Raw genomic sequence first — 25,799 nt, forward strand, 5'->3', positions numbered from 1 at the left:
CAGAGCCGCCCAACGCATGCGTTGGGCGGCTTCTTTATGGAAGAACACAAAAAAAGAAAGAAACAGGCGTCCCTGTCTCTTTCTGGTGAATGTTGCTTATTGCTCTTTGCCTTCGATGAATGCCCACTTGTACGAGTAGTCAGCGCCGAACCCGTGTTCAACGATTCCTTTAACGTACGGCTTCGTGAGACGAGCTGATCCGCGTTGGTAAACTGGCGAGATCGCGTTCTCTTCAAGAACGATTTTCTCTGCATCTTGAAGCTCTTTCCAACGTGCTTCAGCATCTGTGTTCGCTTTCGCAGATTCGATGAGTGCATCGAATTCTTCGTTCGACCACTTACCACGGTTGTATGGTCCGTCAGTTACGAAGAGGTCAACAAACGTCATTGGATCCTGGTAGTCAGGTCCCCAGCCTGCGAATGTAAGCTCAAAGTCACCTTTGTTCTCGAGGTCGAGTTTGTTGTTGAACGGTTGTTGCTTGATCGTAAGCGTCATGCCTGGAAGGTTCTTCTCAAGTTCACCTTTGATGAACTCACCGATTTGCTTCGCAGACTCTGAGTCGTAGTTGAGGAGTTCGATTTCGACAGAATCTGTCCCGAGCTCTTCAAGTCCTGCTTCCCAAAGTTTTTGTGCTTCTTCAACGTTGTAACCACCGATGTCGCCGTTAGCGTCACGGAAGTCTGCACCGTCTGGGCCTGTTACGAAGTCTTTCGGCACGAGGTAGTTCGCAGGTACTGAACCGTTCGCGAGAAGCGTTTCAGAGATTGCTGCTTTATCGTAAGCACGGTCGATCGCGTTACGGATATTTTGGTTGTCGAACGCTTCAACTTCAGTGTTGAACTGGAGGTAGAAGAGTGTCGGTTCAACGACAGTCGAGAATTCTTCGCTGTCTTGGTATTGAGCAACGAGTTCAGAAGTCAAACCAGTGCGGTCAACGTCGCCGTTTTCGTACAAGTTGACGCCCGTTGAAACTTCTTTAACGACTTTAACGTCGATTTCGTCGAGTTTGACGGCTTCAGCATCCCAGTAGTCGTCGTTTTTGACCATTTTCCATCCTTGCTCGCGCTCCCAGCTTTCGAGTTTGAACGGTCCGTTGTAGAGCGTCGTCTCTGCAGACGTACCGAAGTTCTCGCCTTGTTCTGCGTCGAACGCTTCAAGTTTAGGCATAAATACGCCGAAGCTTGTGAGACCAAGGAAGTATTCAGCTGGTGCTGTCAATTTAACTTCAAGTGTCTGATCGTCAGTTGCTGTAACGCCGACCGCGTCACGCTCGCCTTCGCCAGTGTTGTAAGCTTCAGCGCCTTCGATGACAGACATGACGTAAGCATATTGTGATCCGTTGTCCGGATTAAGTACTTCTTTCCAAGCGTATTCGAAGTCGTTTGCCGTTACAGGCTCACCGTTAGACCAAGTTGCGCCTTCACGGATTTTGAAGGTGTACGTTTTACCGTCTTCAGAAACTTCGTGTGACTCAGCCATCCCTGGTGTTGGGTTGTCTTCTTCGTCCATACGGTAGAGACCTTCGTTAACGTTGTTCAAGACGTTGAACGATACTGCGTCAGTCGCGAGAGTTGGGTTAAGTGAAGGAATGTCTGCACTGTCGAGCAAGTTGAGGACTTGCGCTTCATCTGCACTACCTTCTGAACCTCCGTCTCCGTTTGTTGTCGTTGTTTCTTCTTCCCCACCCGAGCAAGCTGCTAGGAACGCGCTAGATAGAAGCGTTACCGACGTTGCTAATGCAAAACCTTTTTTCTTATTCATTACGATGACCCCCTGATTATTTTCGTTTTAACGAAATGAACGATGGTAGAAAATTCTGAAAGTTAACTTTACAAAATTTGTTACCACAATCCCGTTGATGCAATAATACAATATTCTGATAATTTTGCAAAGTATTTATTTTGATTTTTCTAAAAAATTTTTACCATAGGCTAAAAGCCCGCCTAGGGAGACGGGCTTTTAGCTCATTTTTTATAAACTTTTGAAAAAGTTAGGACGTACGAAGGACCGATGACCGGAAATCCAATTTCCGCATAGGTGGAATCGACCGCGTAAGTTCTTCCAGCTTGGTAGATTGGAATAACGACTGCCTCTTCCAACAAGCGTTTTTCGGCTTGACGATACGCTTCGTTCCGCGCCTCGAGTACCTCAGTCGAGCGTGCCTCCTCCATCAGCCGATCGAACGTCTCGTCTTTATAACCACTCGAATTCAAATAATTTCCTGTTTCAAATTGAGTCAAATAAGCACTGAACGCCGGATAATCCGGTTGCCAACCAGACAGCGACAGCGCATAGTCACCTGCGACTTCTTTCCTAACTTTGTCACCGAGCGGCAGTTCCGTGATAGAAACAGACAGCCCCGGAAGTTTTTCAAGTTCGGTTTCAATCGTCTCGGCGATTTGTCTCGCTTCTTCATCGACAAAGCTGAGTAATTCGATGTCAATCGTTTCTTCTTCGTAGCGCTCTTTGACCGACTCGAACAACGAAGACGCATCTTCTTCAAACGAGACGTCTTGCGCACTTCCGTCTGTGACGAGCAACCGGTCCGTCGTTTGTTCGGCGCGGGCGAGTGTGTCTTTGAACGCCTCTCGATCGAGCGCAATCGCGAGCGACCGGCGGAAGTCAGGGTCATCGAACGGATATTCATCGACGTTCGATTTCAAATAGAAGACACCGCTCCGAGGTACATCGATGATTTCACTTTCAAGTGAGTCGATCACGCTTTCTTCCGTCCCATAAGGAAGCGGGTGAATGCCCGTTGCTTCCGTCCCGAGCGCGGCGTCCGCCCACATGATGATGCGCTCAAGCGTCACATTATCAGCGTCGTGATAAGATTCGTTTTTCGTCAGCGTCACTTGGGCCGCATCGATCGATTCGATTTGAAACGGTCCGTTCGCATCGAGTTCTTGCCAAGCCCCGATGGCTGTTTGTGGAAGAAATGCCGGCATTGCCAAAATCTCCTCGAACCCTTCCATCGGTCGTTCGAGCGTCAATTCGAGTGTCTGCGCATCGACCGCCTTGACACCGAGCGTCTCCGGCTCGGCTGTTCCGAGACTGATCGCTTTTCCATTTTTAACATCTTCAAGTAAGAAACTAAACGGTGAGTTCGTATCGTCGTCCGCGAGTTTTCTAAAATGGTCGACGAACGTCTCGGCGGTTACCGCCTTGCCGCCCACCGTCTGACTCGGCTTTAGCGAGAACGTGTACGTCGCACCGTCCTCTGACCGGGTCAATTTCTCGACGAGACCCGGTTCAATTTCACCGTCCGCCCCGAAGCGATACAATCCCTCATAGACATGAGACAATATCGTCTGGGAACTCGGGTCGATGGCGAGTAACGTGTTCGGTTGCTCCGGTAACGTCTCCCCGTGGATCGTCACGACTTGTTCTTCTTGCGGTACTAGTTCACGTGCCTGCTCGCGTTGTCCGTTCCAAATGATCAAAAAAAGTATAAGGACTGAACCCAACAAGGCGGCACCGATGATAAAACGTTTCATTCGGCATTCTCCCTTCTGTTAGACCAACCCTTATACCCTACCCGTTTTTAACCTATTTTTCTACAATCAGTCTGTCACTTTTGCGAATGCGAGTGTCGCATTATGGCCCCCGAAGCCGAGTGAATTGCTCAGTGCGTACTGAATATCAAGTTCCCGCTTTCCTTCTCGAACATAATCAAGGTCACAGTTTTCTGCCGGTTCGTCACAGTTGATCGTCGGATGAATCCGACCCTCATGAATCGACAACGCCGTGATGACCGCTTCGACGCCGCCCGCAGCACCGAGCAAATGCCCGATCATCGATTTCGACGAGTTGACGGCGAGCTGATCAGCATGTTCCCCGAACACGTTGCGGATCGCTTTCGTTTCTAACATATCGTTGAGTGGTGTACTCGTCCCGTGGGCGTTAATGTACTGGACGTCTTCCGGTGCGATTCCGGCGTCACGCATCGCTTCACTCATCGCTTTCGACCCGCCTTCCGCTTCCGGTGACGGTGCCGTGATATGGTAGGCGTCCGAGCTCATCCCGTATCCGACGACTTCGGCATACATTTTGGCACCGCGCGCTTTCGCGTGCTCATATTCTTCGAGAACGAGGACGCCTGCGCCTTCGCCCATGATGAACCCGTCACGATTTGCATCGAACGGACGGCATGCCGTCACCGGATCTGGGTTCGTCGATAGCGCCTTATTGGCACAGAACCCTGAAAACGACAACGGAGTGATTGGTGCTTCGGCCCCGCCTGCGAACATCGCGAGCGCATCACCGCGTTGAATGACCCGGAACGCTTCGCCGATCGAGTTCGTGCCCGAAGCACAAGCCGTCACCGAGCAGTTGCTCGGTCCTTTCGCCCCGAGGTAGATCGAGACTTGGCCGCTTGCCATGTTCGGGATCATCATCGGAATGAAGAACGGGCTGATTCGGCGCGGTCCGCGTTCATGCAAGATGCTCGCTTGTTTATCGATCGTCTCGACGCCGCCGATTCCGCTCCCGATCCACGTCCCGACTTTGTCCGCCATCGCTGTCACATCTAGACCGCTATCCCGATGTGCGGCGTCCGCTGCTAAAATTGAGTATTGGATGAACGAGTCCATCTTCCGAGCTTCTTTTGGCTCAACCAAATGCTCGATATTCCATTCTTTGACTTCAGCGCCGACTTTTGCCGGGTACTGGCTAATATCAATCTTCGTCAACGTATCGACCGCATTGTCCCCGTTCAATAGCCGACCCCACATTTCTGTGACATCATTGCCTAACGGTGATACGACACCTAACCCTGTAATGACTACTCGTTTCATGAACAAATCTCCTCCGTGATTTTAGCGTTATTCCATGTGAGACAGCTCGCTCCCCAAGTGAGCCCGGCACCAAAGCCGGCAATGACGACCGTTTGTCCGGCCGTGACCTTCCCGATTTTAACCGCTTCAGCAAGCGCGAGCGGAATCGAGGCGGCCGATGTGTTCGCATGGTCTTGAATCGTGACGACTACTTTGTCTTCAGCGAGCCCTAACCGCTCAATCGCCGCGTCAATGATGCGGCGATTCGCCTGATGCGGGACTAAGACGTCCATGTCGGCAATGTCTTTACCGGCTTGATGAAGCGCCTCTAATACGATGTCCGGCATTTTCCGGACCGCGAACTTGAACACTTCGCGCCCGTTCATGACGATTTTACCATCTGCATTCTCATATAAGAACTTCCCACCCGTACCATCGCTCCCAAGAACGATCGAATCGATTGCCGCGACGTCATCTTCCCCCAATACGACGGCACCTGCTCCATCACCGAACAAGACGGCGGTCGAGCGGTCGTCCCAATCAATCAAATTGCCCATCTTTTCGGCTCCGATGACGAGTGTACGTTTAAAACCTTTCGACTGCATCAAGCTCTTCGCCGTATCCATCGCGAAGATGAAGCCGCTGCAGGCGGCGCTGACGTCAAATGCGACGGCGCGTTTCGCGCCTAAGTTCGCTTGGACGAGACAAGCTGTCGCCGGGAATGATGGTGCCGTCGCCGTCGCGCAGACGATTGCGTCGATGTCCTCGATCACAACCCCCGCGCTCGCAAGCGCCCGTTCAGCGGCCCGAGTCGCCATGTCCGCTACCGACATGTCCGCATCGGCCAAATGACGCGCCTCGATCCCGGTCCGGGTCCGAATCCATTCGTCGCTCGTATCCATACGTTTTTCCAAATCGACGTTCGTGACCCGGTTATCCGGAAGGAACGAACCGATGCCGATGATTCCAATGTTCATAGCTATAACCCCTATTCTTAGTATCTGGTACTAATATAAGGGAATGAAAAAGGGATGTCAACGCATCCCTCTCGAATTATTCACTTTGTCCGAGCCGTTTCGTGACCGCCATGACCATTTTCGCCGAGTTGATCGATGCCGTCTCTAAAAATTCATCGAACGACAAGTTCGCCTCTTCGTCGGCGCTGTCTGAGATTGAACGTGTGACGACGAACGGCACTCCGAACTGGTGGCACGTCTGGGCGATCGGGGCCGCTTCCATTTCAACGGCTGCGACACCATCAAAGTGTCCTAAAATTTCCGCGACTCGTTTTGAATCGTTGATGAACGAGTCCCCTGTGACGATCAGCCCGGTGTGGACGTTCACATCGTGCAAGCTCTCAATGACTTCCTTACAGACGTCCACCAAGTGCGCGTCCGCTTTATACGCAGCAGGCATGCCCGGGACTTGGCCGTACTCATAGCCGAACGCTGTCACGTCGACATCGTGGTGGCGGACTTCCGTCGAGACGACGACGTCTCCGACTTTCATCCCTTTCTTGAAGCCCCCGGCAGAACCGGTGTTGATGACGACGTCTGGTTTGAACTTGTCGAGCAAGAGCGTCGTCCCGATGGCCGCGTTCACTTTTCCGATCCCTGACTTTAAAATGACGACCTTGACGTTGCCAAGGTATCCTTCATAGAAGTGATAGTTCGCAATCTCAGTATCCGTCCGTTCTGTCAATTCGTTACGAAGCAAGTTCACTTCTTCTTCCATCGCCCCGATGATTCCGATTTTCATGTGATAGCCTCCTCAGAAAGAGAGCGACCTCCAATTGGATGCCGCTCTTTTTGTCATTATTTGATTTCTTTAATTTCGACGACCATGTCGCCACCAGGTGTCTGCACGTTCACGACGTCTCCGACGGTACGACCGAGAAGCGCTTTCGCGATCGGTGATTCGTTCGAGATTTTCCCGGTGAACGGGTCAGCCTCGGCACTGCCGACGATTGTATATGTTTCGTCTTCATTGTCTGCTTGAATGAAGAACGTCACCGTTTTCCCGATTGCGACCATTGAATTGTCCGCACCGTCGTCTTTGATGATGACGGCGTTACGAAGCATCTCTTCAAGTTGTGCGATGCGTCCTTCGACCATAGCCTGCTCTTCTTTCGCTGCATCGTACTCAGCGTTCTCAGACAAGTCTCCGAAGTCACGGGCAATCTTAATACTTTCAACGACTTCTTTACGGCGCACTGTCTTCAGTTCATTCAATTCATGTTCAATCTTGTCTTGTCCTTCTAACGTCATGTAATGTTGCTTTTCAGCCATATCCGTCACTCCTTCATTGTCTCCTAGTATATTACAGCAAATCAGAATTGAAAACGATTTATTTTAGTAGGCCCGATTGCGTTCCGTGAGCACCCAGCGGATCTTCGTCACGAGCAGATCGATGGCGACAAAATTCTCGCCGCCTTCAGGGACGATGATGTCCGCGTAACGCTTCGTCGGCTCGCAAAATTGCAAGTGCATCGGACGGACGACGTTCGTATATTGGGCGACGACCGAATCGATCGAGCGTCCCCGCTCGTTAAGATCGCGTTGCATCCGGCGTAAAATCCGGACGTCGGCGTCTGTGTCGACGAACACTTTAATATCCATCAACTCACGAAGACGGTCGTCCTCGAGTGCTAAAATCCCTTCGACGATGACGACGTCGACCGGTTGGATCAAAATCGTCTCGTCCGAACGTGTATGGGCCGCATAATCGTAAACCGGCTTCTCGATCGCCTGATGATTTTGCAACTGCTTGATCTGTTCGATCAACAAATCGTTGTCGAATGCGAACGGGTGGTCATAGTTCGTCTTATATCGCTCTTCCATCGTCATTTCTGACTGGTCTTTATAGTAGGCATCTTGCTCGATCATGACGACCGATTGTCCTTTGAACGCATCCACGAGTGCACGGGCGACGGTCGTCTTTCCAGATCCAGTCCCACCGGCCACGCCGATAATGACGGGTTTATGTTGCATCAAAGTTAAATCCTCCTCATCGTAATTTACGACTGATTGCTAGGCCATCACCGAGAGGCAAAATCGCGGTGTGATAATCGGTCCGTGCCATCAATTGCTCAGTAAACTGTTTTACGAGACGGACGAGCCGGCGTCTCCGACGGTCAAGAACTGACACGTCTTCGAGCAGGACGTCTCCTCTCAAAAACAAATTATCGCTGTAAATAGTACCACCAATTGGTACTAAAGCGCCATACCCATCAAAGAATTTTTGATATTGGCCTTTGGCTGCATCGATGAAAACCGCATCAAACGGTCCTTCGATCGACCCAATCAGTTCGACCGCATCGCCGTGAATGACGGTGATCCGGTCCGAGACGTCCGACCGTCCGATAAAGCCGAGCGCTTCCTCGTAACGACGTGCGTTGCGTTCGATTGTGACGATCTCGGCCTCTGGCAACAGCTCAGCCATGCGGATCGCACTGTATCCGATCGCCGTCCCGACTTCAAGTATACGCTGCGGCCGTTGCATCGCGAGTAACGATAATAACACCTCTGAGCCGGTCAAGTCCATGATCGGCACGTGATGAACGCGCGCAAACTCTTCCATCTCCGCTAAGAGCGGTGACCGGTTTAAAATCAAGTCCTCCACGTATCCTTCATAGGATGAATGTTCCACGTCTTACACCTCTTACTCTCTATTCATTCAAACGACCGGAAGCCAAGGCCTCCGGTCGCATATCTATCAGTTGTTCGCTTCTTCGAACGCTTCCCATTCGGGGCGATATTTGTTGACGTTCTGTTGATGTGCCTCATATGTCACTTCAAACAGAACTTCTCCGCTAGGGAAACCTTCGCGAGGCGGCCGTGCGTAGAAATAAACGTTGTCTGTATCGTTCGGGTTGAGCGTCGCTACGAACGCATCACGACTGACCGAGGCAATCGGACCAATCGGGATCCCTGCGTAACGGTATGTGTTATACAGTGAATCGTTTTGCAAATCATTGAACGACGTGAAAATTGACGTCTCACCCGTTCCGTACCAAACGGTCGGGTCGGACTGCAACTTCATCCCGTCCGCAAGCCGGTTCTCAAACACGCCGGCAATCTCTTGACGGTCTTCTGTCGATACCGCTTCTTTTTCGATGACGGAAGCGAGGGCGAGCGTCTCGTGGAACGTACGTCCTGACGCCTCGACAGTATCAGCATACTCGAGATAAAGCTGTTCGGTCGGCTTAAGCATCTCATCGATGATTTGTGTGAGCGTGACACCTTTGTCGAACTCATACGTGGCCGGGAACAAGTAGCCTTCGAGCGGATGATAAATCCCCTCTGCTAATACTTCTTCGGTCAACATCTCGTGTTCGGCAACGAGTGAACGGATATATTCCTGATCGCTCAGCTGTGCCGAAATCTCTTCTTTTGGAATTTCAGCCACGTTGGCGAGCCGCGCGATGACTTGATCGATTGTGAATCCTTCTGGAATGACGAGTTTGATGTCAGGTACGACGATCACTTTACCCGTCTTCAGCGTGGCGATCAACTCGTCAAGTGACTGTGACGGCGACAGCGTATACGTCCCCGCTTGGAACGATGACTCATTTTTAAACCGTGTGTATAAACGGAAAATCGTGCTATTCCTCACAAGTCCATTCTCTTCGAGTAGTTCGCCAATATAACCTGAGCCTGCACCGAGCGGAACCTCGACTTCGACCGTTTCGGACGAAGCGGGATCGATCGGCTCAAGTGACCGCTTTACGAATGCATACGAGACAGCGGCGCCCGTGGCGATGACAAGAAGAAAGACAGCAAGGATAATAACCGTGATGCGTCGAACGATCCGGCTACGCGCACGCTTCTCATCAGGCATCGATGGATGGTTCATGCGTGTTCTCCCCTGTTCTTCTGTATGAAGATGGGCGACGAGGGTTTACCCTAGCCGCCCGTCCATTTATTAGTCTAATCCGACTTCGTCGTTGACGATGTCGAACGCTTCCATCACTTCTTCAAAGTCGTCATCATCTTCGACGAGTTTCAAGATGAACTCACCATCTTCAAGTTCTTCGATTTCAAACGCGTAAACTTCGATTGTATCTTCATCTTCTGTTTCCGGGTTACCGACTGGTTCGAGGACAACAAACGTCTTTTTCGAACGGTCGCTCGTCATACGGAAAATTTCTGCAAATAAATGCTCGTCTCCATTTTCATCTGGAATACGGTACATTTCTTCTTCACGACGGATTTCTGCCATGCGTAGTTCCTCCTTATTTCCCTGGACGATCCAGGTAATTTTGTAAAATCATGACGGCTGCCATCTTATCGATGACGGCCTTTCTCTTTTTACGGCTGACGTCTGCTGAAATGAGCATCCGCTCCGCTTGCATCGTCGTTAAACGTTCGTCGACAAGAACCGTCGGCAAACCGGTCGCCTCGGTGAGGGCGGCGGCAAACGCCTGTGACGCCTCACCCCGAGGACCGATCGTTGCGTTCATGTTCTTCGGAAGACCAACGACGACTTCTTTCACATCGTACTGCTCGATAATCGGTCGAAGCAAACGAACAGCCTGTTCAAAGTCGGGTTCCGTCCAATAGACCGTCTCCACACCTTGCGCCGTCCAACCCATGAGATCGCTCACTGCGACCCCAATCGTCTTCGAACCGACATCAAGCCCCATAACTCGCTTCATATTAGTCCTCTTTCCGATCGTTCAAATACGATTTGACCAACTCTTCGAGCAGTTCATCTCGCTCAATTTTGCGAATCAAGTTTCGCGCATCGTTATGACGCGGAATGTAGGCAGGGTCACCTGACAACAAGTATCCGACGATTTGATTGATCGGTTGGTAGCCTTTTTCCTCGAGTGCTTGATACACCGTGATCAGTGTCTCTCGAGTATTGGCTCGATTATCATCTTCTGGAAAATTGAATTGCATCGTGCGATCCATTTGGCTCACAAGAATCCACCTCTTTCCGTTTGCACTTCACATTCTATTATGCCAGTGATTGAACGTAATGTGAAGCAAACTTCAATGCTTCGTCCAGTTTTGTCGCATCACGACCTCCGGCTTGCGCCATATCAGGACGGCCGCCGCCGCCTCCACCGCAACGAGTCGCGACTTCTTTAATCAATTTCCCGGCGTGGAAACCGCGGTCGTTCAAGTCTTTCGTCACACCTGCGACGAGGTTGACCTTGTCACCGTTCGCTGATCCGAGAATGATGACGGCTGATCCAAGTTTTCCTTTCAACTCGTCGACCATGCCCCGGAGCGCATCCATATCCTGTCCGTCGACACGTTTGGCGATCAATTGGACGTCGCCGTACGTCTCGATCGAATCCGTGAGCGTTGACGCCTCGATGTTCGCAAGTTTGGCTTTCAACGACTCGGTCGCGCGTTCCGTCTCTTTCATTTCAACTTGAAGCGCTTGGACGCGAGTAGGCACTTCGAACGGTTTCGTCTTCAACAGTTTCGCAGCCGCTTCAAGCGTCTCGATATGTTGGTTCATGACTTCATACGCGCCAGCGCCTGTGACTGCCTCGATCCGGCGAGTCCCGGCCCCGATACCTGACTCAGACAAAATTTTGAACAAACCGATTTCAGCCGTGTTGGCGACGTGGCAACCTCCGCATAGCTCGACCGAGTAATCACCGGCCGCGACGACGCGGACGACGTCCCCGTACTTCTCTCCGAACAGCGCCATCGCTCCCTTCGCTTTCGCGTCGGCGATGTTCATCTCTTCGATATCGACACCGATTGATGCCCAAATCTTCTCGTTCACTTGACGTTCGATCGACTGGAGTTCTTCCGCTGTCACTTGACCGAAGTGCGAGAAGTCGAAGCGGAGACGGTCCGGTGTCACGAGGGATCCGGCTTGATTGACGTGCTCACCGAGCGTATCTTTCAAAGCGCGGTGCAACAAGTGCGTCGCCGTATGGTTCTTGATGATCGCTTGGCGCTCGTCTTTATCGACCGTAGCCGTCACCGCGACCTCAGCCTTGGCGATCCCTGAATCGACGACGACCGTATGCAAGTTTTGACCGTTCGGTGCTTTCGATACACCCGTGACGCGCAAGACGAAGTCCGTTCCGACGATTCGGCCTTTGTCGCCGACCTGACCGCCACTCTCGGCGTAGAACGGCGTGTGGTCAAGGATGACTTGCGCCTCTTCTCCTGCCGCGACAACGTCCGCAAGCTCGCCGTTATGAATCAAGCTGACGATTTTCGCTTCAGACTCAAGGTTCGTGTACCCGACGAATGATGACGGGAGCGTGATGTCAGCGAGGACACCGGATTGAATTTGCATCGACTCGACGTCAGCACGTGCCGTACGGGCCCGTTCACGTTGTGCGTTCATCGCTTGCTTGAATCCATCCTCATCGACCGTCAACTTGTGGTCTTCTGCGTATTCGATCGTCAACTCGAGCGGGAAACCGTACGTGTCATATAGACGGAACGCGTCTTCTCCGCTGATCACGTTCGATCCAGTTGCTTTTTGTGCTTTCGCGACTTCGTTCAAGATCGCAAGGCCGTCGTGAAGCGTCTCGTGGAAGCGCTCCTCTTCGTTCTTGATGACTTTTTTGATGAAGTCCTTTTTCTCACTCACTTCTGGATAGAAGTCGACCATGATGTCGCCGACGACGTCGACGAGTTCAAACATGAACGGGCGCTCGATCCCAAGCATCTTCGCGTAACGGACGGCACGACGGAGCAGACGGCGCAACACGTAGCCGCGGCCTTCGTTTGACGGGAGTGCCCCGTCCCCGATCGCGAACGATACGGTCCGGATGTGGTCGGCGATGACTTTGAACGCCACGTCTTTACTGTTGTTAGCCCGATACGTCTCACCGCTGATTTTTTCTGTCTCGCGAATGATCGGCATGAACAAGTCGGTGTCGAAGTTCGTCGGCACGTCTTGAAGCACACTCGCCATTCGCTCGAGTCCCATCCCTGTATCAATGTTTTTACGCGGGAGCTCGGTGTAGTTGCCGTGACCGTCATGGTTGAACTGGCTGAAGACGATGTTCCAAATTTCAAGGTAACGCTCGTTTTCGCCGCCTGGATAAAGTTCCGGGTCGGTCGGGTCGTCACCGAACGCCGGGCCGCGATCGAAGAAGATCTCCGTATTCGGGCCAGACGGGCCTTCGCCGATCTCCCAGAAGTTTTCTTTGAGCGGGATGATCCGGTCAGCAGGAACACCTAACTCGAGCCAAATTTGTTTCGCTTCCTCGTCGTCCGGGTGAATCGTTACCGACAAAAAGTCCGGGTCAAGCCCGTACCAGTCGTCGCTCGTGAGTAATTCCCAACCCCATTTGATGGCGTCTTCGCGGAAATATTCACCGACCGAGAAGTTCCCGAGCATCTCGAAGAACGTATGGTGACGCGCTGTCTTCCCGACGTTCTCGATATCGTTCGTCCGAATCGACTTCTGGGCGTTGACGATACGCGGGTTTGCCGGAATGACACGGCCGTCAAAATATTTTTTAAGCGTCGCGACGCCTGAGTTGATCCAAAGAAGTGTCGGGTCTTCGACCGGTACGAGTGAGGCACTCGGCTCGACCGCGTGTCCTTTTGACTTAAAGAAATCTAAATACATTTGGCGAATCTCGGCGCCGGTTAATGGTTTGAGCGGTTTCATCAACAATTCCTCCTTATTCTGAACGAAACGAAAAAAAAGCGATGCCCGTCCCTGTGGAAAGGGACGAAAGCATCGCTTCGTGGTACCACCCTCGTTCGCACGGATTTACCGTGCCTCGAAACATCCGATAACGCGGATGAGACGCCCAGGGTGAGTGGGGACTCCAGACTAGCTTCGGTCGACCGACCCCCATCTTCTCACAGCCTAGGAAGATGTCTCTGGTGAGGCGGTTACGACGTACTCATTTCCTTCATCGTCTTTAATCGTTTCAGTTTTCTATTGGTCATTATCACATGTCAGAAACCAGACGTCAAGACTTGCCGCCAAGCCGTTCGACGAGTTTTGTCCGCCGCACCGGCTCTTCTTCCCGCGTCGCCGCCTCGAGCGCCCGGACGTCGCCGAACAAGAGCAAACTCTTTTTCGCCCGCGTGACGGCCGTATAGATCAAGTTGCGCGACGAGCGGAAGCCGCCGTTGAAGAAGACGGGCATGAGTACGATCGGAAACTCGGAGCCTTGCGACTTATGGATCGTGATCGCATAGGCGTGGGTGAACTGGTCCCATTCGCTGCGATTGTATTCGACCTCGGTCTGGTCGAAGCGGATGTAGATCTTATCGACTTTGTCGACGTTCTCTTTGGCGAAGAAGATGTTCGTGATCTCGCCGATATCACCGTTATAGACGTTCTCTTCGGCGTTGTTGACGAGTTGGAGCACTTTGTCGCCGCTCCGGTACGTCCGATTGCCGTGTTTTACTTCCCTTGCTGCCGACTTCGGATTGAACACGTTTTGGAGCGCCTCGTTCAACCCATCGATGCCGCATACCCCGCGATACGTCGGGGCGAGCACTTGGATGTCGAACGGCGAATAGCCTTTTCGCAGCGCGGCGCCGGCCATCTGACAGATCGCCTGCAGCGCCGTCTCTTGGTTCGCCGTATAAAACCGGCGGTCCGGCAACGCCGCGAGCAAGTCGTCCGGCATTTGTTTCGCGTTGAGCGCGTGCGCCAAACGCAGGATGCTCGACTCGGACGCCTGCCGGTGGACGACGTCGAGCCGGACGACAGGGATGCCGCCGGTCGCCATCAAGTCGGCGAGCACTTGGCCCGGTCCGACCGACGGGAGTTGATCACGGTCACCGACGAACAGGATCTTCATCCCGTTCGGCACGGCCCGCAGCAGGCTGCGGAACAAGAAGATATCGATCATCGAGGCCTCGTCAACGATCAACACTTTGCCGACGAGCGGGTTCGTGTCATCGACTTGGAATGAGCTGCCGTCGAACTTGAGCAACCGGTGAATCGTCGAGGCCGGTAGCCCGGTCGATTCACTGAGCCGCTTGGCGGCGCGGCCGGTCGGTGCGGCGAGGACGAACGGGAACGGTTGGTTCGGTACCGGTTCGAGCTTCCAATCGAACACGTCGCTGAGGGCGTGGATGATGCCGCGGACGACGGTCGTCTTCCCTGTTCCCGGTCCGCCGGTGAGCACCATGAGCGGGGACTTCAAAGCGAGCTCGATCGCTTCGCGCTGTTGTTTGGCGTACTCGATCGAGAACATCTCCTCGACCCGGCCGACCGCGTCGAAGATCGTCGTCATATCGACGTCTTCCGTCGTCGATGTCGACATGATCCGGGCCAGTTCTTCGGCTGCTTTTCGTTCAGCCCGGTAGATGCGTGGATGATAGACGACACCGTCCTCGACGATGATCCGCTCATCCTTGACGAGCGTCTCGAGCGCGCCGTTGAGTGCCTCGCCCGGGTCGCCGCCGATGATGCGCGGCATCTCGCTCGCGAGTTGATCGGCCGTGACGAACAAGTGTCCGTTCCCTTGCTCGAGTTCGAGCACATACAATACCGCTGCCGCGATCCGCTCCGGATGGATGCCTTGAATCCCGAAGTGAGCGGCGATGGCGTCGGCCGTCTTGAAGCCGATACCTTGCACGTCATACATGAGCGCGTATGGATTCTTTTCAATCGTCTCCATGGCGCGGCCTTCATACTCTTTATGAATCTTCGAAGCGAGTCGCGGGGTCACGTCGAACGGGGCTAAAAACAGCAACAGCTGGTCGACCCCGTATAAGACGTTCAACCGCTCGGTGATGACGCGGGCTTGTTTTTCTTTCAACCCATCGATTTTCGATAAGACATCGGGATGCTTGACGATCTGGTCGATACAATCGTCACCGAGCGTGTCCGCGATTTTTTGTGCCGTCTTTTGGCCGATCCCTGGGAACGATCCGTTCGTCAAAAAACGGACAGCGGCCCGCTTCGTCATCGGGACAACGCGGCGGATCCAATCCGCTTTCATCTGTTTGCCAAACCGTGGATGGTCGACGAGACGGCCGTGCGCTTTGTACGTCTCGCCTTTCTCAATGCCGACACCGACGCCGGCGATGACCATTTCGGTCTCGTCTGTCTCAAAATTTTTCTCTTTTATACGTACGAGCGCAATGGTATGCGCTTCTTCTTCCGATTGAAACAGGACGCGGATGACTTTTCCTGTCAACTCGTAAGGTGCTGCTATCATTCGAGCCACCTCCAGCTAGTTTTCCATTCCCCATTATAGCCCGAGTTCGAACGGTAGAACAAATGGACTAACTGAATAGATTCAAGATTTGCTCGAGTTGATCGAGGTTAAGCCGCTCGAGCAGCCGAATCAATTGGTCGATATCGACCCGATTTAAGATGCGTTCGAGTTGTTCCAAGTCGACGGTCTCTAGCAACCGCTCGAACCGTTCGAGTTCACCTGAGTTGACGTATCCTTCGAGCCGATCAAATAGCTCGGTCCGCTCGATGCGGAACAGCTGCTCGAGTGACGGTCGTTGAATGAAGAAGACGAGCCCGGCGGCCGCTACGTGGACACCCCAGTTGAGAACGACGTGACCGAGCCGTACCGTCTGTCCGACGAACGGGATGAGCGGGATGAACGAGAGCTGCAAGACGATGATGACGAGTTGAACGTACGGGTTCGGGATGAACCAAGCGGTGAGCGCGAGCAGTGCTGGGACGACCCACGCCACCCCGACCGTCCCGAGCGTCTTGGTCCACGACCGGTTTGACGACAATAGCCAATGCATGAGGATCCCGACGACGAGGAACGTCACAAACAATAACAAAAGCGTCGATGTCGCCCGCTCGGACTCGATGACGACCCGGTACAGCACGTTATTCGTCCACTCCCCGCTGGCAAGCCGGTCATCGACCGCTGTAAATAAACGTCCGAGCATGAACCATTCGACAATGAAGAATACGACGACACTGAATAGACTAAGTATGCGCATGATGTCTCCCCTTTCTAGCGTTCCCCTTCTTTTCCCCGAACCTGAAACAAGCTATGCACGTTTTTCGTTGAATCAAAGCGGGAACTGTCGAAGTGAAACCATGAAGGAGGAAACAATGATGACGAAACGGCTACCAATCAGTGGACTATGTGAACTCGTCTTAGAAGTGACCGACATGACCGAGGCCGTCGATTTTTGGCACGGCAAGCTCGGTCTGCCGGTCGTCGAGCAATGGGTCGGCGATGACGCCGAACCGAGCGCGTCGCAAGAAGGGGCGAACGAACCATGGGCGACATGGCTGTACGTCGGCGGCAATACGCGGCTCGGTCTATGGCTGAAGCGTGATTTTACGACAGACGAGGAAGAAAATCGCCAGCAACAAGTGACCGAATGGGACACGCTGTATGACGAAGGCGGCGCCCACGTCCATTGCGCCTTTTTCGTGCCGATGAAATCGTTCGATCAAGCGCTCGAGGTGCTCGAGGCGTCAGCGATCCCGACGAAGCTGCGGACGTGGGACGAGGATGAGACGGTCAACGGCAAAGAGCGCTCGGCCTACTTTAAAGACCCGAGTAAGAACGTCATCGAACTGTATACGAAAAATATGGACGAGGCGTACGGCGAGTTTGCCGGCGAGCCGGTGAAGATCACGACGAAACAGCTATGACGGCTGTTTTCGACTGTTCTCTCTTCATGATAAGATGAGAGAAAATGGAAAAGGTTGTGCCAGATGCGATTCTTCCCTCTTCTGCTCATGATTGGTCTCGGAATGCTCACGTTTGTATTGTATTTCATGATTGATGCTTTTCCGACGCTCGATCGCCCGACTTCTTTTGCCGCATTAACATTCGTCTCATTCGGTGTGACCTTCCTCATTTTGACGGATGGTATACGCCGGGCTAAATCAGGGAAACGCGTCGTGTGGAGCTACATTGTGCTCGCCTGCACACTTTTGTTGACGACGTTGAACTTGTTCGTCTGGTTCGCCGGAGAACTTGTGAACTGACAACAGGACGAAAAGCGCCTCTCGCAAAAATAGCGAGAGGCGCTTTTCGTAATCAGTTTCCGAGCAATTCATCCATTTTCGCTTTCGCGTCACGCGCGAGCTCATGGTCAGGTTGCAGTTCGAGTACGCGCTCGAGTTCGGCGTACGTCTTGTCCTGCTCACCGAGGAACGCATAGGCGATGGCCAAGTTGTAGCGGGCGTCCGTATGCGACGCATCCAAGTCGAGCGTGTCTTCGAGTGCGTCGACCGCCAAGTCGAGCTGCTCGTTTTGCGCGAGCGCGAGCCCGTATTGGAACGTGATCTCGACGTCTTCCGGCGCTTGCGTTTTCGCTTCCCGAAGTCGCGGCAACGCGCGGACGAAGTCGCCCATCGCCTTGTACGTCAAACCGAGCATAAAGTGCAAGTCCGCATCATTCATGCCGGAAAGAAGCGCTTGTCGCAGCGACGCCTCGGCCAAGTCGACTTGTTCGAGCTCATAGGCGAGCGCGCCTTTCGCGTAATGGGCCGCACCGAACGCATTGTCGAGTTCGAGCGCCTTGTCGTAAAAGACGACCGCCCGTTCATGGTCACCGATCGCTTGAAGCAGTGTGCCCATGTTGACGTAACCGGTCGGGTCCGTCGGGTTCGCCTCGATGGCGTCGTTGAAATGTTTGGCCGCTTGTTCAAATTCACCTTGCTGCATCGCTTGGATGCCTTGTTCGTTTGCGTTCACTGTCATCACCTCATCCGATATAGTCGAGTTGTTTCCCGTTAATATACGCTTTGTCGATCGTCGCCCCGCCTAGACAGATATCGCCGTCATAAAAGACAACGGCTTGTCCTGGCGTGATGGCACGTTGTGGCTCATCAAATTTGACGAGTACTTCGCCACCATCGAGCGGCGCGATCGTTACCGGCACGTCTTGTTGACGATAGCGGAACTTCGCCGTCGCCCGGAACTCAGCCTCAGGAGCCGAGCCGGTCCACGACAATTGTGACGCAAAGAGCGCGTCTGAATAGAGCGCGTCGTGATGGAAGCCTTGGCCGACGTAGAGGATGTTCTTTTCGACGTCTTTCCCGACGACGAACCACGGCTCTCCGTCTCCGCCGATGCCTAGACCGTGCCGCTGACCGAGCGTGTAATACATGAGCCCGTCGTGGCGTCCTTTCACAATCCCGTCGAGCGTCTGCATCTCACCTGGTTGTGACGGCAAGTATTGACCGAGGAACTCTTTGAAGTTCCGCTCTCCGATGAAGCAGATGCCAGTCGAATCTTTCTTCTTCGCCGTCGCGAGTCCAGCTTCTTCAGCGATGACACGGACGTCTTTTTTGTCCATGTGCCCGATCGGGAACATCGTCCGTGCGAGTTGGTCTTGCGACAATTGGTTCAAGAAGTACGTTTGATCCTTGTTGTCGTCTTTCCCACGCAACAGACGGTGCTCGCCGTCGACGAACTCGACGCGGGCGTAATGCCCTGTCGCGACGAAATCGGCCCCGAGCCGGAGCGCATGATCAAGGAACGCCTTGAACTTGATCTCTTTGTTACACATGACGTCCGGGTTCGGCGTCCGCCCGAGGCGATACTCGGCCAAGAAATATTCAAAGACGCGGTCCCAATATTCTTTCTCGAAGTTGACCGCGTAGTACGGGATCCCGATTTGGTTGGCGACCGCGATGACGTCCTCATAGTCTTCTGTCGCCGTGCAGAATCCAGACTCATCCGTATCGTCCCAGTTTTTCATAAAGATCCCGATGACGTTATACCCTTGCTCTTTTAACAGATGGGCCGTCACCGAAGAATCGACGCCGCCTGACATTCCGACGACGACCGTCGTGTCTTCAGGGGCTTTTGTTCGTAAGTTCATCTATCTCACTCCGTTCATAAATGTCGAGACGACTTCATGTAGTCGTTCGGCGAGCCGTGTCACGTCATCGACCGTGTTGCCCAGTCCAAAACTGATGCGGACCGATTGTTTCGTCCGGTCAGATTGACCGTACATGGCAGTCAGCACGTGCGACGGCTCAATCGTTCCAGCCGTGCAGGCACTGCCGCTCGAAATGGCATAACCACGCATGTCCATCATGATCAGGAACGGCTCAAGCTCGATGCCCGGCAGGTACAAGTTGACGATGTGCGGCAAGCGGTTCGCCCCGTTCACTTCGTACTCGACGCCAAGTTCATCAAGCGTGTGTAGCAACGTGTCAGCCATCTCTCGGTAAGCTGTCACCCGCTCGTTCCGTTCGGCTATGACCAGTTCGGCCGCTCGGCTAAATCCGACGGCACCCGGAACGTTTTCCGTGCCGGCTCGACGTTTCCGTTCTTGTTGTCCTCCAAAAGAACGCGTCGCTAATTTTACACCTGTTTTTATAAAAAGAAAACCGATACCTTTCGGACCGTTCACTTTATGCGCCGACGCCGACAACAAGTCGACGCCGAGCGCGTGCACGTCGATCGCTTCTGTGCCGAGCACCTGGACCGCGTCCGTATGGAACAACGTATCCCGGCCGGCTAGCAACATCCCGATGTCAGCAATCGGTTGGAGCGTGCCGACCTCGTTGTTGCCGTACATGACCGAGACGAGGATCGTATCGTCACGGAGCGCGTCTTTAAACGCAGCGACCGATACGGCACCGGACTCGTCGACGTCTAAGTACGTCACGTCGAACCCTTCACGCTCGAGTTGCCCCATCGCATGCAAGACGGCGTGGTGCTCGACTTTCGTCGTGATCACATGCTTCCCTTTATGTCGGTTCGCATAAGCCGCGCCGAACAAGGCGTAATTGTCTGACTCGGTCCCGCCCGACGTGAAGACGATCTCGTTTGGCGTCGCACCGATCCATGTCGCGAGCGTCCGTCGTGACGCGTCGAGTGCTGCCCGTGCTTTCCGGCCGACACCATGTATGCTCGACGGATTGCCGTACTGCTCTAAAAAATAGGGAGTCATCGCCTCGAGCACCTCGGGACGCATCGGCGTCGTGGCCGCGTGGTCAAAATAGTTCATATCCGTTCACCTCATCGTTAAATATAGAACATGTAGCCTTCTGAATCTTCTTCCGCGAGATCGGCGAGTGTCGTTTCTTCTAACACCGTCTCGATCGCCGCTTTGATCTTGTCCCAAAGTTTTCGCTTCACGGCGTCGTCCGTCTCCGAGTCTTCGACGATCGTCAGCGGACCTTCGAGCAATCGAATGATCTCACCGGCCGTGATGTCGCGCGGGGATTTGACGAGCTGATAACCGCCGTAGGCACCGCGGACACTTTTGACGAGACCGCCGTTACGGAGCGGGCCGATCAATTGTTCCAAGTAATGTTCTGGCAGTTCATGGCGCGCCGCGATTTTCTTCAAACTGAGCGGTTTGTTGTCCGTCTCACGGGCAAGCGCGATCATAATCGTTAAACCATAACGGCCTTTAGTAGATATTTTCATATTGGTTTCTCCTTCTGTTATACTGTTCGAACAAACGTTTGTCGAAAGGAACGTGTACGTATGAGTGATTTATTTCAACAATCGAATAGCGGGCCGCTCGCCAACCGGATGCGCCCGGAGACGTTAGACGAAGTCATCGGTCAACGCCACATCATCGGTGAAGGCAAGCTGTTGCGACGCGCCATCGAAGCCGACCGGCTCGGCACCATTATTCTTTATGGTCCGCCCGGCACTGGCAAGACGACGCTCGCTCGCGTCATTTCAAACTATACGAAAGCGACGTTTGTTCAATTGAACGCCGTCACGGCAAAACTAGATGAGCTTCGGAGCGTCATCCGTGCAGCCGAATCTCGGTTTGATTTCGAGCAAGAGCGGACGATTTTATTTTTAGACGAGATCCATCGTTTCAATAAACTGCAACAAGATGCGTTGCTCCCGGCGCTAGAGGCCGGCAAGCTCGTCTTGATCGGGGCGACGACCGAAAATCCAAGTTTCGAGGTCAATGCGGCGCTATTGTCGCGCGCGACCGTGTTTCGGCTCGAGCCGCCTGGACAAGACGAGCTCCGGGTCGTGCTTGAGCGTGCGCTCGCCGACAAGAAAGGGCTCGGCAACTACCCGGTTGAAATCGAAGACGCGGCTGTTGACCATTATATCAAAATGGCGGACGGTGACTACCGTGTCTTATTGAACGCGCTCGAACTGGCCGTCTTGACGACGCCGGAAGTCGACGGCAAGATTCAAATCACGCTCGACGTCGCCGAAGAGTCGATCCAACAAAAAGCCATCAAATACGATAAGACGGGCGACCGACACTATGACGTCATCTCGGCGTTCATCAAGTCGATCCGCGGCTCGGACCCGGACGCCGCCCTGTACTGGCTCGCCGTCATGATCGAGGCGGGCGAATCGCCGCGCTTTATCATGCGCCGGCTGTACGTTCACGCGGCCGAAGATATCGGTCTGAGTGACCCGAACGCGCTCGTCATCGTCGACGCAGCCGCACGGGCGAGCGAACATATCGGGTTCCCGGAAGCGCGCATCCCGATGGCCGAGGCCGTCCTCTATCTCGCGACGGCACCGAAGTCGAACGCCGTCATCACCGCGATCGACAAGGCGATCCATCACGTCCGGACGGTCGAAGGTGGTCCCGTCCCGGTCCATCTCCGCGACGCGCATAGCCCTGGGGCACGCGAGCTCGGTAATGGCGCCGGCTACAAATATCCACACGACGAGAAAGACGGGTACGTCCCGCAAAACTACTGGCCGGAAAATTTGGCCCGGAAACGTCCTAAATATTATACACCGACGAGCCGTGGCTTCGAGCAACAACTCCAAAAACGGCTCGACTATTGGGAAAAACGACGCTGACTCTTCCAGAGTCGGCGTCGTTTTCTTAGTTCTGGATGCGATTGATCTCGACACCAGCCGTCTCGAGCATTTGATTGACGACGTACCCGGCGGCGACGAGTCCTGCGACCGACGGCACGAACGCGTTCGAGCTCGGTGGCATCTTCGCTTTACGGATCGGGGCGTCTTTCTTACCGACGACCTCGTTCACGTCCTCGCGCGTCACGATCGGTGACTCGTCCGAGAACACGACCGGCACGCCTTTATAGATGTTATGTTTACGCAGACGCGTCCGTACCATCTTCGCGATCGGATCGTATGACGTGTCTTTAATGTCGATGACTTGAATCCGGGTCGGGTCCATCTTGTTGGCCATCCCCATGCTTGAAATGACCGGGATACCACGACGTTTACACTCGACGATCAAATGGATTTTATAGATGATCGTATCTGACGCGTCGATGACGAAATCGATGTTTTGAGCGAAGAACTCTTCGAACGTCTCTTCGGTATAAAACATCTTCAACTGGACGAGTTCGACATCCGGGTTGATGTCGAGCAGACGTGCCCCCATCGCCTCGACTTTCGGTTGTCCGACTGTCGACAAGAGCGCGTGGATTTGACGATTGACGTTCGTTATGTCGATATCGTCCTTATCGACGAGCACAATCCGACCGACACCGCTTCGGGCAAGTGCTTCGGCTGCGAACGAGCCGACACCGCCGACACCAAGAATGGCGACCGTCTTCCCTTTCAACGTTTCAATACCTTCTTGACCGATGGCCAACTCATTACGTGAAAACTGGTGTAACATAATCTTCCTCCAAATTAATACTATTTTTTCACACTATTTTACTCGGAATTATAATCAAAAAAAAGACGTCTAGCGACGTTTTTACAATAAAATCGATGGGGCCCGGAGTGCCGTGACGATGCCCTGCTTTTGAACCTGCTTAAGCAGGTGGGTGATCTAGCGTCCCCTTCACAAGTCCTCCTGCACGTGATGAGGCAGTTGATCCGGCTAGCAGTTCGATCTCCCGTATTCAAAGTGTTGGCTCAAAATAACGAAGGCGGCTCTCGAACACCTCAGGTATCCCATCTGATGCCCTTACTATAGCATCCCATGTAAAAAGAAGTCAATCAGAAACCTCGATTTCCGGTGACGGTTTCGTCACATCCACGTGTCACGAAACGCACGCGTCGGGTCATACGTATCTTGTTGGCGTGAGACGTTGAAACGCCGGTCGCGTGAATCGTTGCCGACACCGGCCTGATACGCCCAATTGCCATAATTGCTGGCGACGTCGTAGTCGATGAGCATCGCTTCGAAGTAGGCCGCACCGTAGCGCCAATCTTGTCCGAGCTCTTTGGCGAAATAGCTCGCGACGATTTGCCGGCCCCGGTTCGACATCCATCCCGTCTCGTTCAACTCGTGCATGAACGCATCGACGAACGCGACGCCCGTCTCGCCTTGCTGCCACCGATGAATCACATCCTCGTCCACTTTCCACGCCTTGTCCTTCGAACGTATCCCTTGGCGACGGAACAACCGCTTCCCTTGCTCGAGCGCGACCCATTGGAAAAACTCGCGCCACAACAGTTCAAAATAGAGCCAATATGTCGACTCGTTCGCCCCGTGCTGTCGTTCATGAAGCTCTAGTTCATGGAGCACACGCCGCGGCGAGAGCGACCCGTTGGCAAGAAAAGCCGACAACTTGGATGAGTCGTCGACCCCAAAGCCGTTCCGCGTCTCTTTATACGTGCGGACGGGGCCTGCCAAATAGTCGCTCAGACGTTTCCGCCCCGACGTCTCGCCGCCTTGAAACGGAAAAGCGGACCGGGCGTCAAGCGTCGGACGCTCGAACGGGACAGGAAACGGGAGCGGACGCGACTGACCTGAGCTCGTCCGCTCGATCAGCTGTTCAGGACGGGCATCGTCCTCGACCGCTTTTCGGAACTCGGTGAACAAAAACGGCATTTTTTTAAACGGGATTTCGGTGCGTGGGTACAGCGTGAATCCGTCGAACGATTGCCACTCCCCTTGCCAACGTGCGATGACGTCTTTTTCAAGCAAGCGTTCGTTCAACCCGATTGACCGTTGAAACAACACGCGGTCTGTCGGGTCGAGGATGTCGAGTGGATGACCGACATGCACGTAGAGCGGAATCCCTAGCGCATCGAGCGATCCGGCCAAGTCTTCTAACGACTCTTTTAAAAATTGAAGCCGTCTGTCCCCGAGCGGGATGACGCCGAACCGATTTTCGTTCAGCTCGTCTTCCCTTATAAAGTAATGCCCCTCGATCGCTTCATCATGTTTCTGCGCCTCTTCGAGCGGCCGATGGTCATCGATCCGTAAATCGTTCTGATACCAAATAATCGTCTTCATATCCTTCGCCTCCTGGCTCTATTATGCGTGATGCATCTACCATCAATCGTGTCGAACCTGTTCGAAATATGTTTTCATTTCCGCAACGTGTGGAATATAACTCTTTAGAGAAGAGAAAGGGGTGCAACAACATGGCTAGAAAAGGAAAATTTGGTACACTCATCAAAGTCGCGACGGCGGTCGCTCCGTTCGTCTACAATTATTATAAAAAGAACAAAGCAAAAAAAGCAGAAACACCTAAAAAATAATCAATGACGTCTCAGCCAAGCTGAGGCGTTTTTTTCTTGCCTTGAAACCAATTATGATATGATGATGGAACATTTTAGGGAATCGAGGCGACCAATATGCAGGCGGTATGGATACAGTCTTTACGAATTAGTTTGAAGTGGGCGTTGTTCATGGGCGGTTTGTTCCTGCTCGCCCTCGGGTCGTCGATGATGATCACAGCCGACCTCGGCGTCTCGACGTGGGACGTGCTCCATCTCGGGCTCGCCCGGCACACGCCGATCTCGGTCGGGACGATCATTCTCCTCGTCGGCCTGTTGCTCGTCTTATGCAAATACATATTGGACCGCATCCGACCCCAGTTCGGGACGCTCGTCAACGCCGTCTTCGTCGGTGTGTTCATGAACTTGATCCTTGACCACCACTTGTTGCCGACGCTCGACGGAACCGCACTCAATATCGCCTGGCTCGTTCTCGGCATCTTCGTCATTGGCATGGGCGCCGGGCTGTATGTCGCCATCGGTTACGGCGCCGGCCCGCGTGACGGACTGACGCTCGCCTTGGCCGACCGTTTCAATACATCGGTCCGCATGATGCGGACGTGGATGGAGCTTTCCGCTTGCTTGATCGGCTGGGTGCTCGGCGGTCCCGTCTTTTTCGGGACGGTGCTGTCGATTTTCTTGATCGGTCCGTTCTTCCAGTTTTGGCTCGAACAGTTCCGCCGGCTCGTCTCGGTCATCGACCGGGCGAAAGCCGATATCGCCTGAATTTAAGA

At 53.5% G+C, this 25,799-nt stretch carries 25 protein-coding genes and 1 other RNA gene; 4 read left to right on the top strand and 22 right to left on the bottom strand.

The features are described from left to right. Positions 1–96 precede the first annotated feature (96 nt). From EVJ21_RS03290 to EVJ21_RS03360, 15 genes are all read right to left on the bottom strand, one after another. On the bottom strand, positions 97–1,761 hold the full coding sequence (locus tag EVJ21_RS03290) for a peptide ABC transporter substrate-binding protein (RefSeq protein ID WP_070327641.1): 1,665 nt from the start codon (positions 1,759–1,761) through the stop codon (positions 97–99). A gap of 203 nt (positions 1,762–1,964) precedes the next feature. After that, a complete protein-coding gene (locus EVJ21_RS03295) occupies positions 1,965–3,497 on the bottom strand; it encodes a peptide ABC transporter substrate-binding protein (protein ID WP_131489879.1) in 1,533 nt (510 codons plus the stop codon). Between the two features lie 66 nt (positions 3,498–3,563). Beyond that, positions 3,564–4,796 (bottom strand): beta-ketoacyl-ACP synthase II, encoded by a 1,233-nt coding sequence (gene fabF, locus EVJ21_RS03300; RefSeq protein ID WP_131489880.1) that lies wholly within the window; start codon positions 4,794–4,796, stop codon positions 3,564–3,566. Continuing rightward, positions 4,793–5,752 (bottom strand): beta-ketoacyl-ACP synthase III, encoded by a 960-nt coding sequence (locus EVJ21_RS03305; RefSeq protein WP_131489881.1) that lies wholly within the window; start codon positions 5,750–5,752, stop codon positions 4,793–4,795. Before EVJ21_RS03305 ends, fabF begins: the two co-directional genes overlap by 4 nt. A gap of 76 nt (positions 5,753–5,828) precedes the next feature. Beyond that, positions 5,829–6,533, bottom strand: coding sequence for a 5'-methylthioadenosine/S-adenosylhomocysteine nucleosidase (gene mtnN, locus EVJ21_RS03310; RefSeq protein ID WP_131465419.1), 705 nt, complete (start codon positions 6,531–6,533; stop codon positions 5,829–5,831). 56 nt (positions 6,534–6,589) lie between these two features. Further along, positions 6,590–7,063, bottom strand: a complete 474-nt coding sequence (gene greA, locus EVJ21_RS03315) for a transcription elongation factor GreA (protein ID WP_070327646.1) — start codon at positions 7,061–7,063, stop codon at positions 6,590–6,592. A gap of 63 nt (positions 7,064–7,126) precedes the next feature. Continuing rightward, entirely contained in the window at positions 7,127–7,765 is a 639-nt protein-coding gene (gene udk / locus EVJ21_RS03320; RefSeq protein WP_070327647.1) for a uridine kinase, read from the bottom strand. Between the two features lie 16 nt (positions 7,766–7,781). After that, positions 7,782–8,423: an O-methyltransferase gene (locus EVJ21_RS03325; RefSeq protein WP_131465421.1), complete on the bottom strand. Its 642-nt coding sequence runs from the start codon at positions 8,421–8,423 to the stop codon at positions 7,782–7,784. Positions 8,424–8,489: 66 nt separating this feature from the next. Next, positions 8,490–9,629: an endolytic transglycosylase MltG gene (gene mltG, locus EVJ21_RS03330; protein ID WP_131465423.1), complete on the bottom strand. Its 1,140-nt coding sequence runs from the start codon at positions 9,627–9,629 to the stop codon at positions 8,490–8,492. A 69-nt stretch (positions 9,630–9,698) separates the two neighbouring features. Then, the gene (locus EVJ21_RS03335) at positions 9,699–9,995 is read right to left on the bottom strand and encodes a DUF1292 domain-containing protein (RefSeq protein ID WP_024369916.1); all 297 of its coding nucleotides are present in this window, start codon (positions 9,993–9,995) and stop codon (positions 9,699–9,701) included. Between the two features lie 13 nt (positions 9,996–10,008). After that, a complete protein-coding gene (gene ruvX / locus EVJ21_RS03340) occupies positions 10,009–10,431 on the bottom strand; it encodes a Holliday junction resolvase RuvX (protein ID WP_070327649.1) in 423 nt (140 codons plus the stop codon). A 1-nt stretch (position 10,432) separates the two neighbouring features. Then, positions 10,433–10,699: an IreB family regulatory phosphoprotein gene (locus EVJ21_RS03345; RefSeq protein ID WP_035386073.1), complete on the bottom strand. Its 267-nt coding sequence runs from the start codon at positions 10,697–10,699 to the stop codon at positions 10,433–10,435. 37 nt (positions 10,700–10,736) lie between these two features. Then, entirely contained in the window at positions 10,737–13,379 is a 2,643-nt protein-coding gene (gene alaS / locus EVJ21_RS03350) for an alanine--tRNA ligase (protein WP_131489882.1), read from the bottom strand. A gap of 310 nt (positions 13,380–13,689) precedes the next feature. Next, positions 13,690–15,900, bottom strand: a complete 2,211-nt coding sequence (gene recD2, locus EVJ21_RS03355; RefSeq protein WP_201738986.1) for an SF1B family DNA helicase RecD2 — start codon at positions 15,898–15,900, stop codon at positions 13,690–13,692. A 67-nt stretch (positions 15,901–15,967) separates the two neighbouring features. Further along, positions 15,968–16,654, bottom strand: a complete 687-nt coding sequence (locus EVJ21_RS03360; protein ID WP_131465427.1) for a magnesium and cobalt transport protein CorA — start codon at positions 16,652–16,654, stop codon at positions 15,968–15,970. A 118-nt stretch (positions 16,655–16,772) separates the two neighbouring features. Between EVJ21_RS03360 and EVJ21_RS03365 the strand changes: the two genes are divergently transcribed. After that, positions 16,773–17,321, top strand: a complete 549-nt coding sequence (locus EVJ21_RS03365; protein WP_236633409.1) for a VOC family protein — start codon at positions 16,773–16,775, stop codon at positions 17,319–17,321. A gap of 63 nt (positions 17,322–17,384) precedes the next feature. After that, complete coding sequence (locus EVJ21_RS03370) at positions 17,385–17,660, top strand: hypothetical protein (protein WP_071399470.1); 276 nt, start codon at positions 17,385–17,387, stop codon at positions 17,658–17,660. Positions 17,661–17,712: 52 nt separating this feature from the next. Here the strand turns inward: EVJ21_RS03370 and EVJ21_RS03375 are convergent, their stop codons facing one another. From EVJ21_RS03375 to cymR, 4 genes are read right to left on the bottom strand one after another with little or no spacing between them, the layout of a single operon-like run. Then, the gene (locus tag EVJ21_RS03375) at positions 17,713–18,378 is read right to left on the bottom strand and encodes a tetratricopeptide repeat protein (protein WP_201738987.1); all 666 of its coding nucleotides are present in this window, start codon (positions 18,376–18,378) and stop codon (positions 17,713–17,715) included. A gap of 4 nt (positions 18,379–18,382) precedes the next feature. Beyond that, the gene (mnmA, locus tag EVJ21_RS03380; RefSeq protein ID WP_071399468.1) at positions 18,383–19,504 is read right to left on the bottom strand and encodes a tRNA 2-thiouridine(34) synthase MnmA; all 1,122 of its coding nucleotides are present in this window, start codon (positions 19,502–19,504) and stop codon (positions 18,383–18,385) included. Further along, complete coding sequence (locus tag EVJ21_RS03385; protein ID WP_131465433.1) at positions 19,505–20,641, bottom strand: cysteine desulfurase family protein; 1,137 nt, start codon at positions 20,639–20,641, stop codon at positions 19,505–19,507. Between the two features lie 17 nt (positions 20,642–20,658). After that, a complete protein-coding gene (gene cymR, locus EVJ21_RS03390; RefSeq protein WP_131465435.1) occupies positions 20,659–21,066 on the bottom strand; it encodes a cysteine metabolism transcriptional regulator CymR in 408 nt (135 codons plus the stop codon). A 60-nt stretch (positions 21,067–21,126) separates the two neighbouring features. On the opposite strand from cymR, the gene EVJ21_RS03395 reads away from it, so the two are divergent. Continuing rightward, complete coding sequence (locus tag EVJ21_RS03395; RefSeq protein WP_131457337.1) at positions 21,127–22,434, top strand: replication-associated recombination protein A; 1,308 nt, start codon at positions 21,127–21,129, stop codon at positions 22,432–22,434. Positions 22,435–22,459: 25 nt separating this feature from the next. Here EVJ21_RS03395 and EVJ21_RS03400 read toward each other — a convergent pair whose 3' ends face one another. The 3 genes from EVJ21_RS03400 to EVJ21_RS03410 all read right to left on the bottom strand — a co-directional run bounded on the left by EVJ21_RS03400 (position 22,460) and on the right by EVJ21_RS03410 (position 24,799). Next, positions 22,460–23,227 (bottom strand): tRNA threonylcarbamoyladenosine dehydratase, encoded by a 768-nt coding sequence (locus EVJ21_RS03400; RefSeq protein ID WP_131465437.1) that lies wholly within the window; start codon positions 23,225–23,227, stop codon positions 22,460–22,462. 95 nt (positions 23,228–23,322) lie between these two features. After that, positions 23,323–23,509: non-coding RNA, 6S RNA (gene ssrS, locus EVJ21_RS03405), on the bottom strand. 75 nt (positions 23,510–23,584) lie between these two features. After that, on the bottom strand, positions 23,585–24,799 hold the full coding sequence (locus EVJ21_RS03410; protein ID WP_131489885.1) for a DASH family cryptochrome: 1,215 nt from the start codon (positions 24,797–24,799) through the stop codon (positions 23,585–23,587). A 344-nt stretch (positions 24,800–25,143) separates the two neighbouring features. On the opposite strand from EVJ21_RS03410, the gene EVJ21_RS03415 reads away from it, so the two are divergent. Beyond that, entirely contained in the window at positions 25,144–25,791 is a 648-nt protein-coding gene (locus EVJ21_RS03415) for a YczE/YyaS/YitT family protein (RefSeq protein ID WP_070327662.1), read from the top strand. Positions 25,792–25,799 lie beyond the last annotated feature (8 nt).

The organism is Exiguobacterium sp. SH0S2 (genome assembly GCF_004337185.1).
GTDB lineage: Bacteria > Bacillota > Bacilli > Exiguobacteriales > Exiguobacteriaceae > Exiguobacterium > Exiguobacterium aurantiacum_A.

What these genes read in the sequence shown, in the direction of transcription:
- EVJ21_RS03290 (WP_070327641.1), bottom strand. Translation starts at nt 1,761, where the DNA reads ATGAATAAGAAAAAAGGTTTTGCATTAGCAACGTCGGTAACGCTTCTA.
- EVJ21_RS03295 (WP_131489879.1), bottom strand. Translation starts at nt 3,497, where the DNA reads ATGAAACGTTTTATCATCGGTGCCGCCTTGTTGGGTTCAGTCCTTATA.
- fabF (WP_131489880.1), bottom strand. Translation starts at nt 4,796, where the DNA reads ATGAAACGAGTAGTCATTACAGGGTTAGGTGTCGTATCACCGTTAGGC.
- EVJ21_RS03305 (WP_131489881.1), bottom strand. Translation starts at nt 5,752, where the DNA reads ATGAACATTGGAATCATCGGCATCGGTTCGTTCCTTCCGGATAACCGG.
- mtnN (WP_131465419.1), bottom strand. Translation starts at nt 6,533, where the DNA reads ATGAAAATCGGAATCATCGGGGCGATGGAAGAAGAAGTGAACTTGCTT.
- greA (WP_070327646.1), bottom strand. Translation starts at nt 7,063, where the DNA reads ATGGCTGAAAAGCAACATTACATGACGTTAGAAGGACAAGACAAGATT.
- udk (WP_070327647.1), bottom strand. Translation starts at nt 7,765, where the DNA reads ATGCAACATAAACCCGTCATTATCGGCGTGGCCGGTGGGACTGGATCT.
- mltG (WP_131465423.1), bottom strand. Translation starts at nt 9,629, where the DNA reads ATGAACCATCCATCGATGCCTGATGAGAAGCGTGCGCGTAGCCGGATC.
- EVJ21_RS03335 (WP_024369916.1), bottom strand. Translation starts at nt 9,995, where the DNA reads ATGGCAGAAATCCGTCGTGAAGAAGAAATGTACCGTATTCCAGATGAA.
- ruvX (WP_070327649.1), bottom strand. Translation starts at nt 10,431, where the DNA reads ATGAAGCGAGTTATGGGGCTTGATGTCGGTTCGAAGACGATTGGGGTC.
- alaS (WP_131489882.1), bottom strand. Translation starts at nt 13,379, where the DNA reads ATGAAACCGCTCAAACCATTAACCGGCGCCGAGATTCGCCAAATGTAT.
- recD2 (WP_201738986.1), bottom strand. Translation starts at nt 15,900, where the DNA reads ATGATAGCAGCACCTTACGAGTTGACAGGAAAAGTCATCCGCGTCCTG.
- EVJ21_RS03360 (WP_131465427.1), bottom strand. Translation starts at nt 16,654, where the DNA reads ATGCGCATACTTAGTCTATTCAGTGTCGTCGTATTCTTCATTGTCGAA.
- EVJ21_RS03365 (WP_236633409.1), top strand. Translation starts at nt 16,773, where the DNA reads ATGACGAAACGGCTACCAATCAGTGGACTATGTGAACTCGTCTTAGAA.
- EVJ21_RS03370 (WP_071399470.1), top strand. Translation starts at nt 17,385, where the DNA reads ATGCGATTCTTCCCTCTTCTGCTCATGATTGGTCTCGGAATGCTCACG.
- EVJ21_RS03375 (WP_201738987.1), bottom strand. Translation starts at nt 18,378, where the DNA reads ATGACAGTGAACGCAAACGAACAAGGCATCCAAGCGATGCAGCAAGGT.
- mnmA (WP_071399468.1), bottom strand. Translation starts at nt 19,504, where the DNA reads ATGAACTTACGAACAAAAGCCCCTGAAGACACGACGGTCGTCGTCGGA.
- EVJ21_RS03385 (WP_131465433.1), bottom strand. Translation starts at nt 20,641, where the DNA reads ATGAACTATTTTGACCACGCGGCCACGACGCCGATGCGTCCCGAGGTG.
- cymR (WP_131465435.1), bottom strand. Translation starts at nt 21,066, where the DNA reads ATGAAAATATCTACTAAAGGCCGTTATGGTTTAACGATTATGATCGCG.
- EVJ21_RS03395 (WP_131457337.1), top strand. Translation starts at nt 21,127, where the DNA reads ATGAGTGATTTATTTCAACAATCGAATAGCGGGCCGCTCGCCAACCGG.
- EVJ21_RS03400 (WP_131465437.1), bottom strand. Translation starts at nt 23,227, where the DNA reads ATGTTACACCAGTTTTCACGTAATGAGTTGGCCATCGGTCAAGAAGGT.
- EVJ21_RS03410 (WP_131489885.1), bottom strand. Translation starts at nt 24,799, where the DNA reads ATGAAGACGATTATTTGGTATCAGAACGATTTACGGATCGATGACCAT.
- EVJ21_RS03415 (WP_070327662.1), top strand. Translation starts at nt 25,144, where the DNA reads ATGCAGGCGGTATGGATACAGTCTTTACGAATTAGTTTGAAGTGGGCG.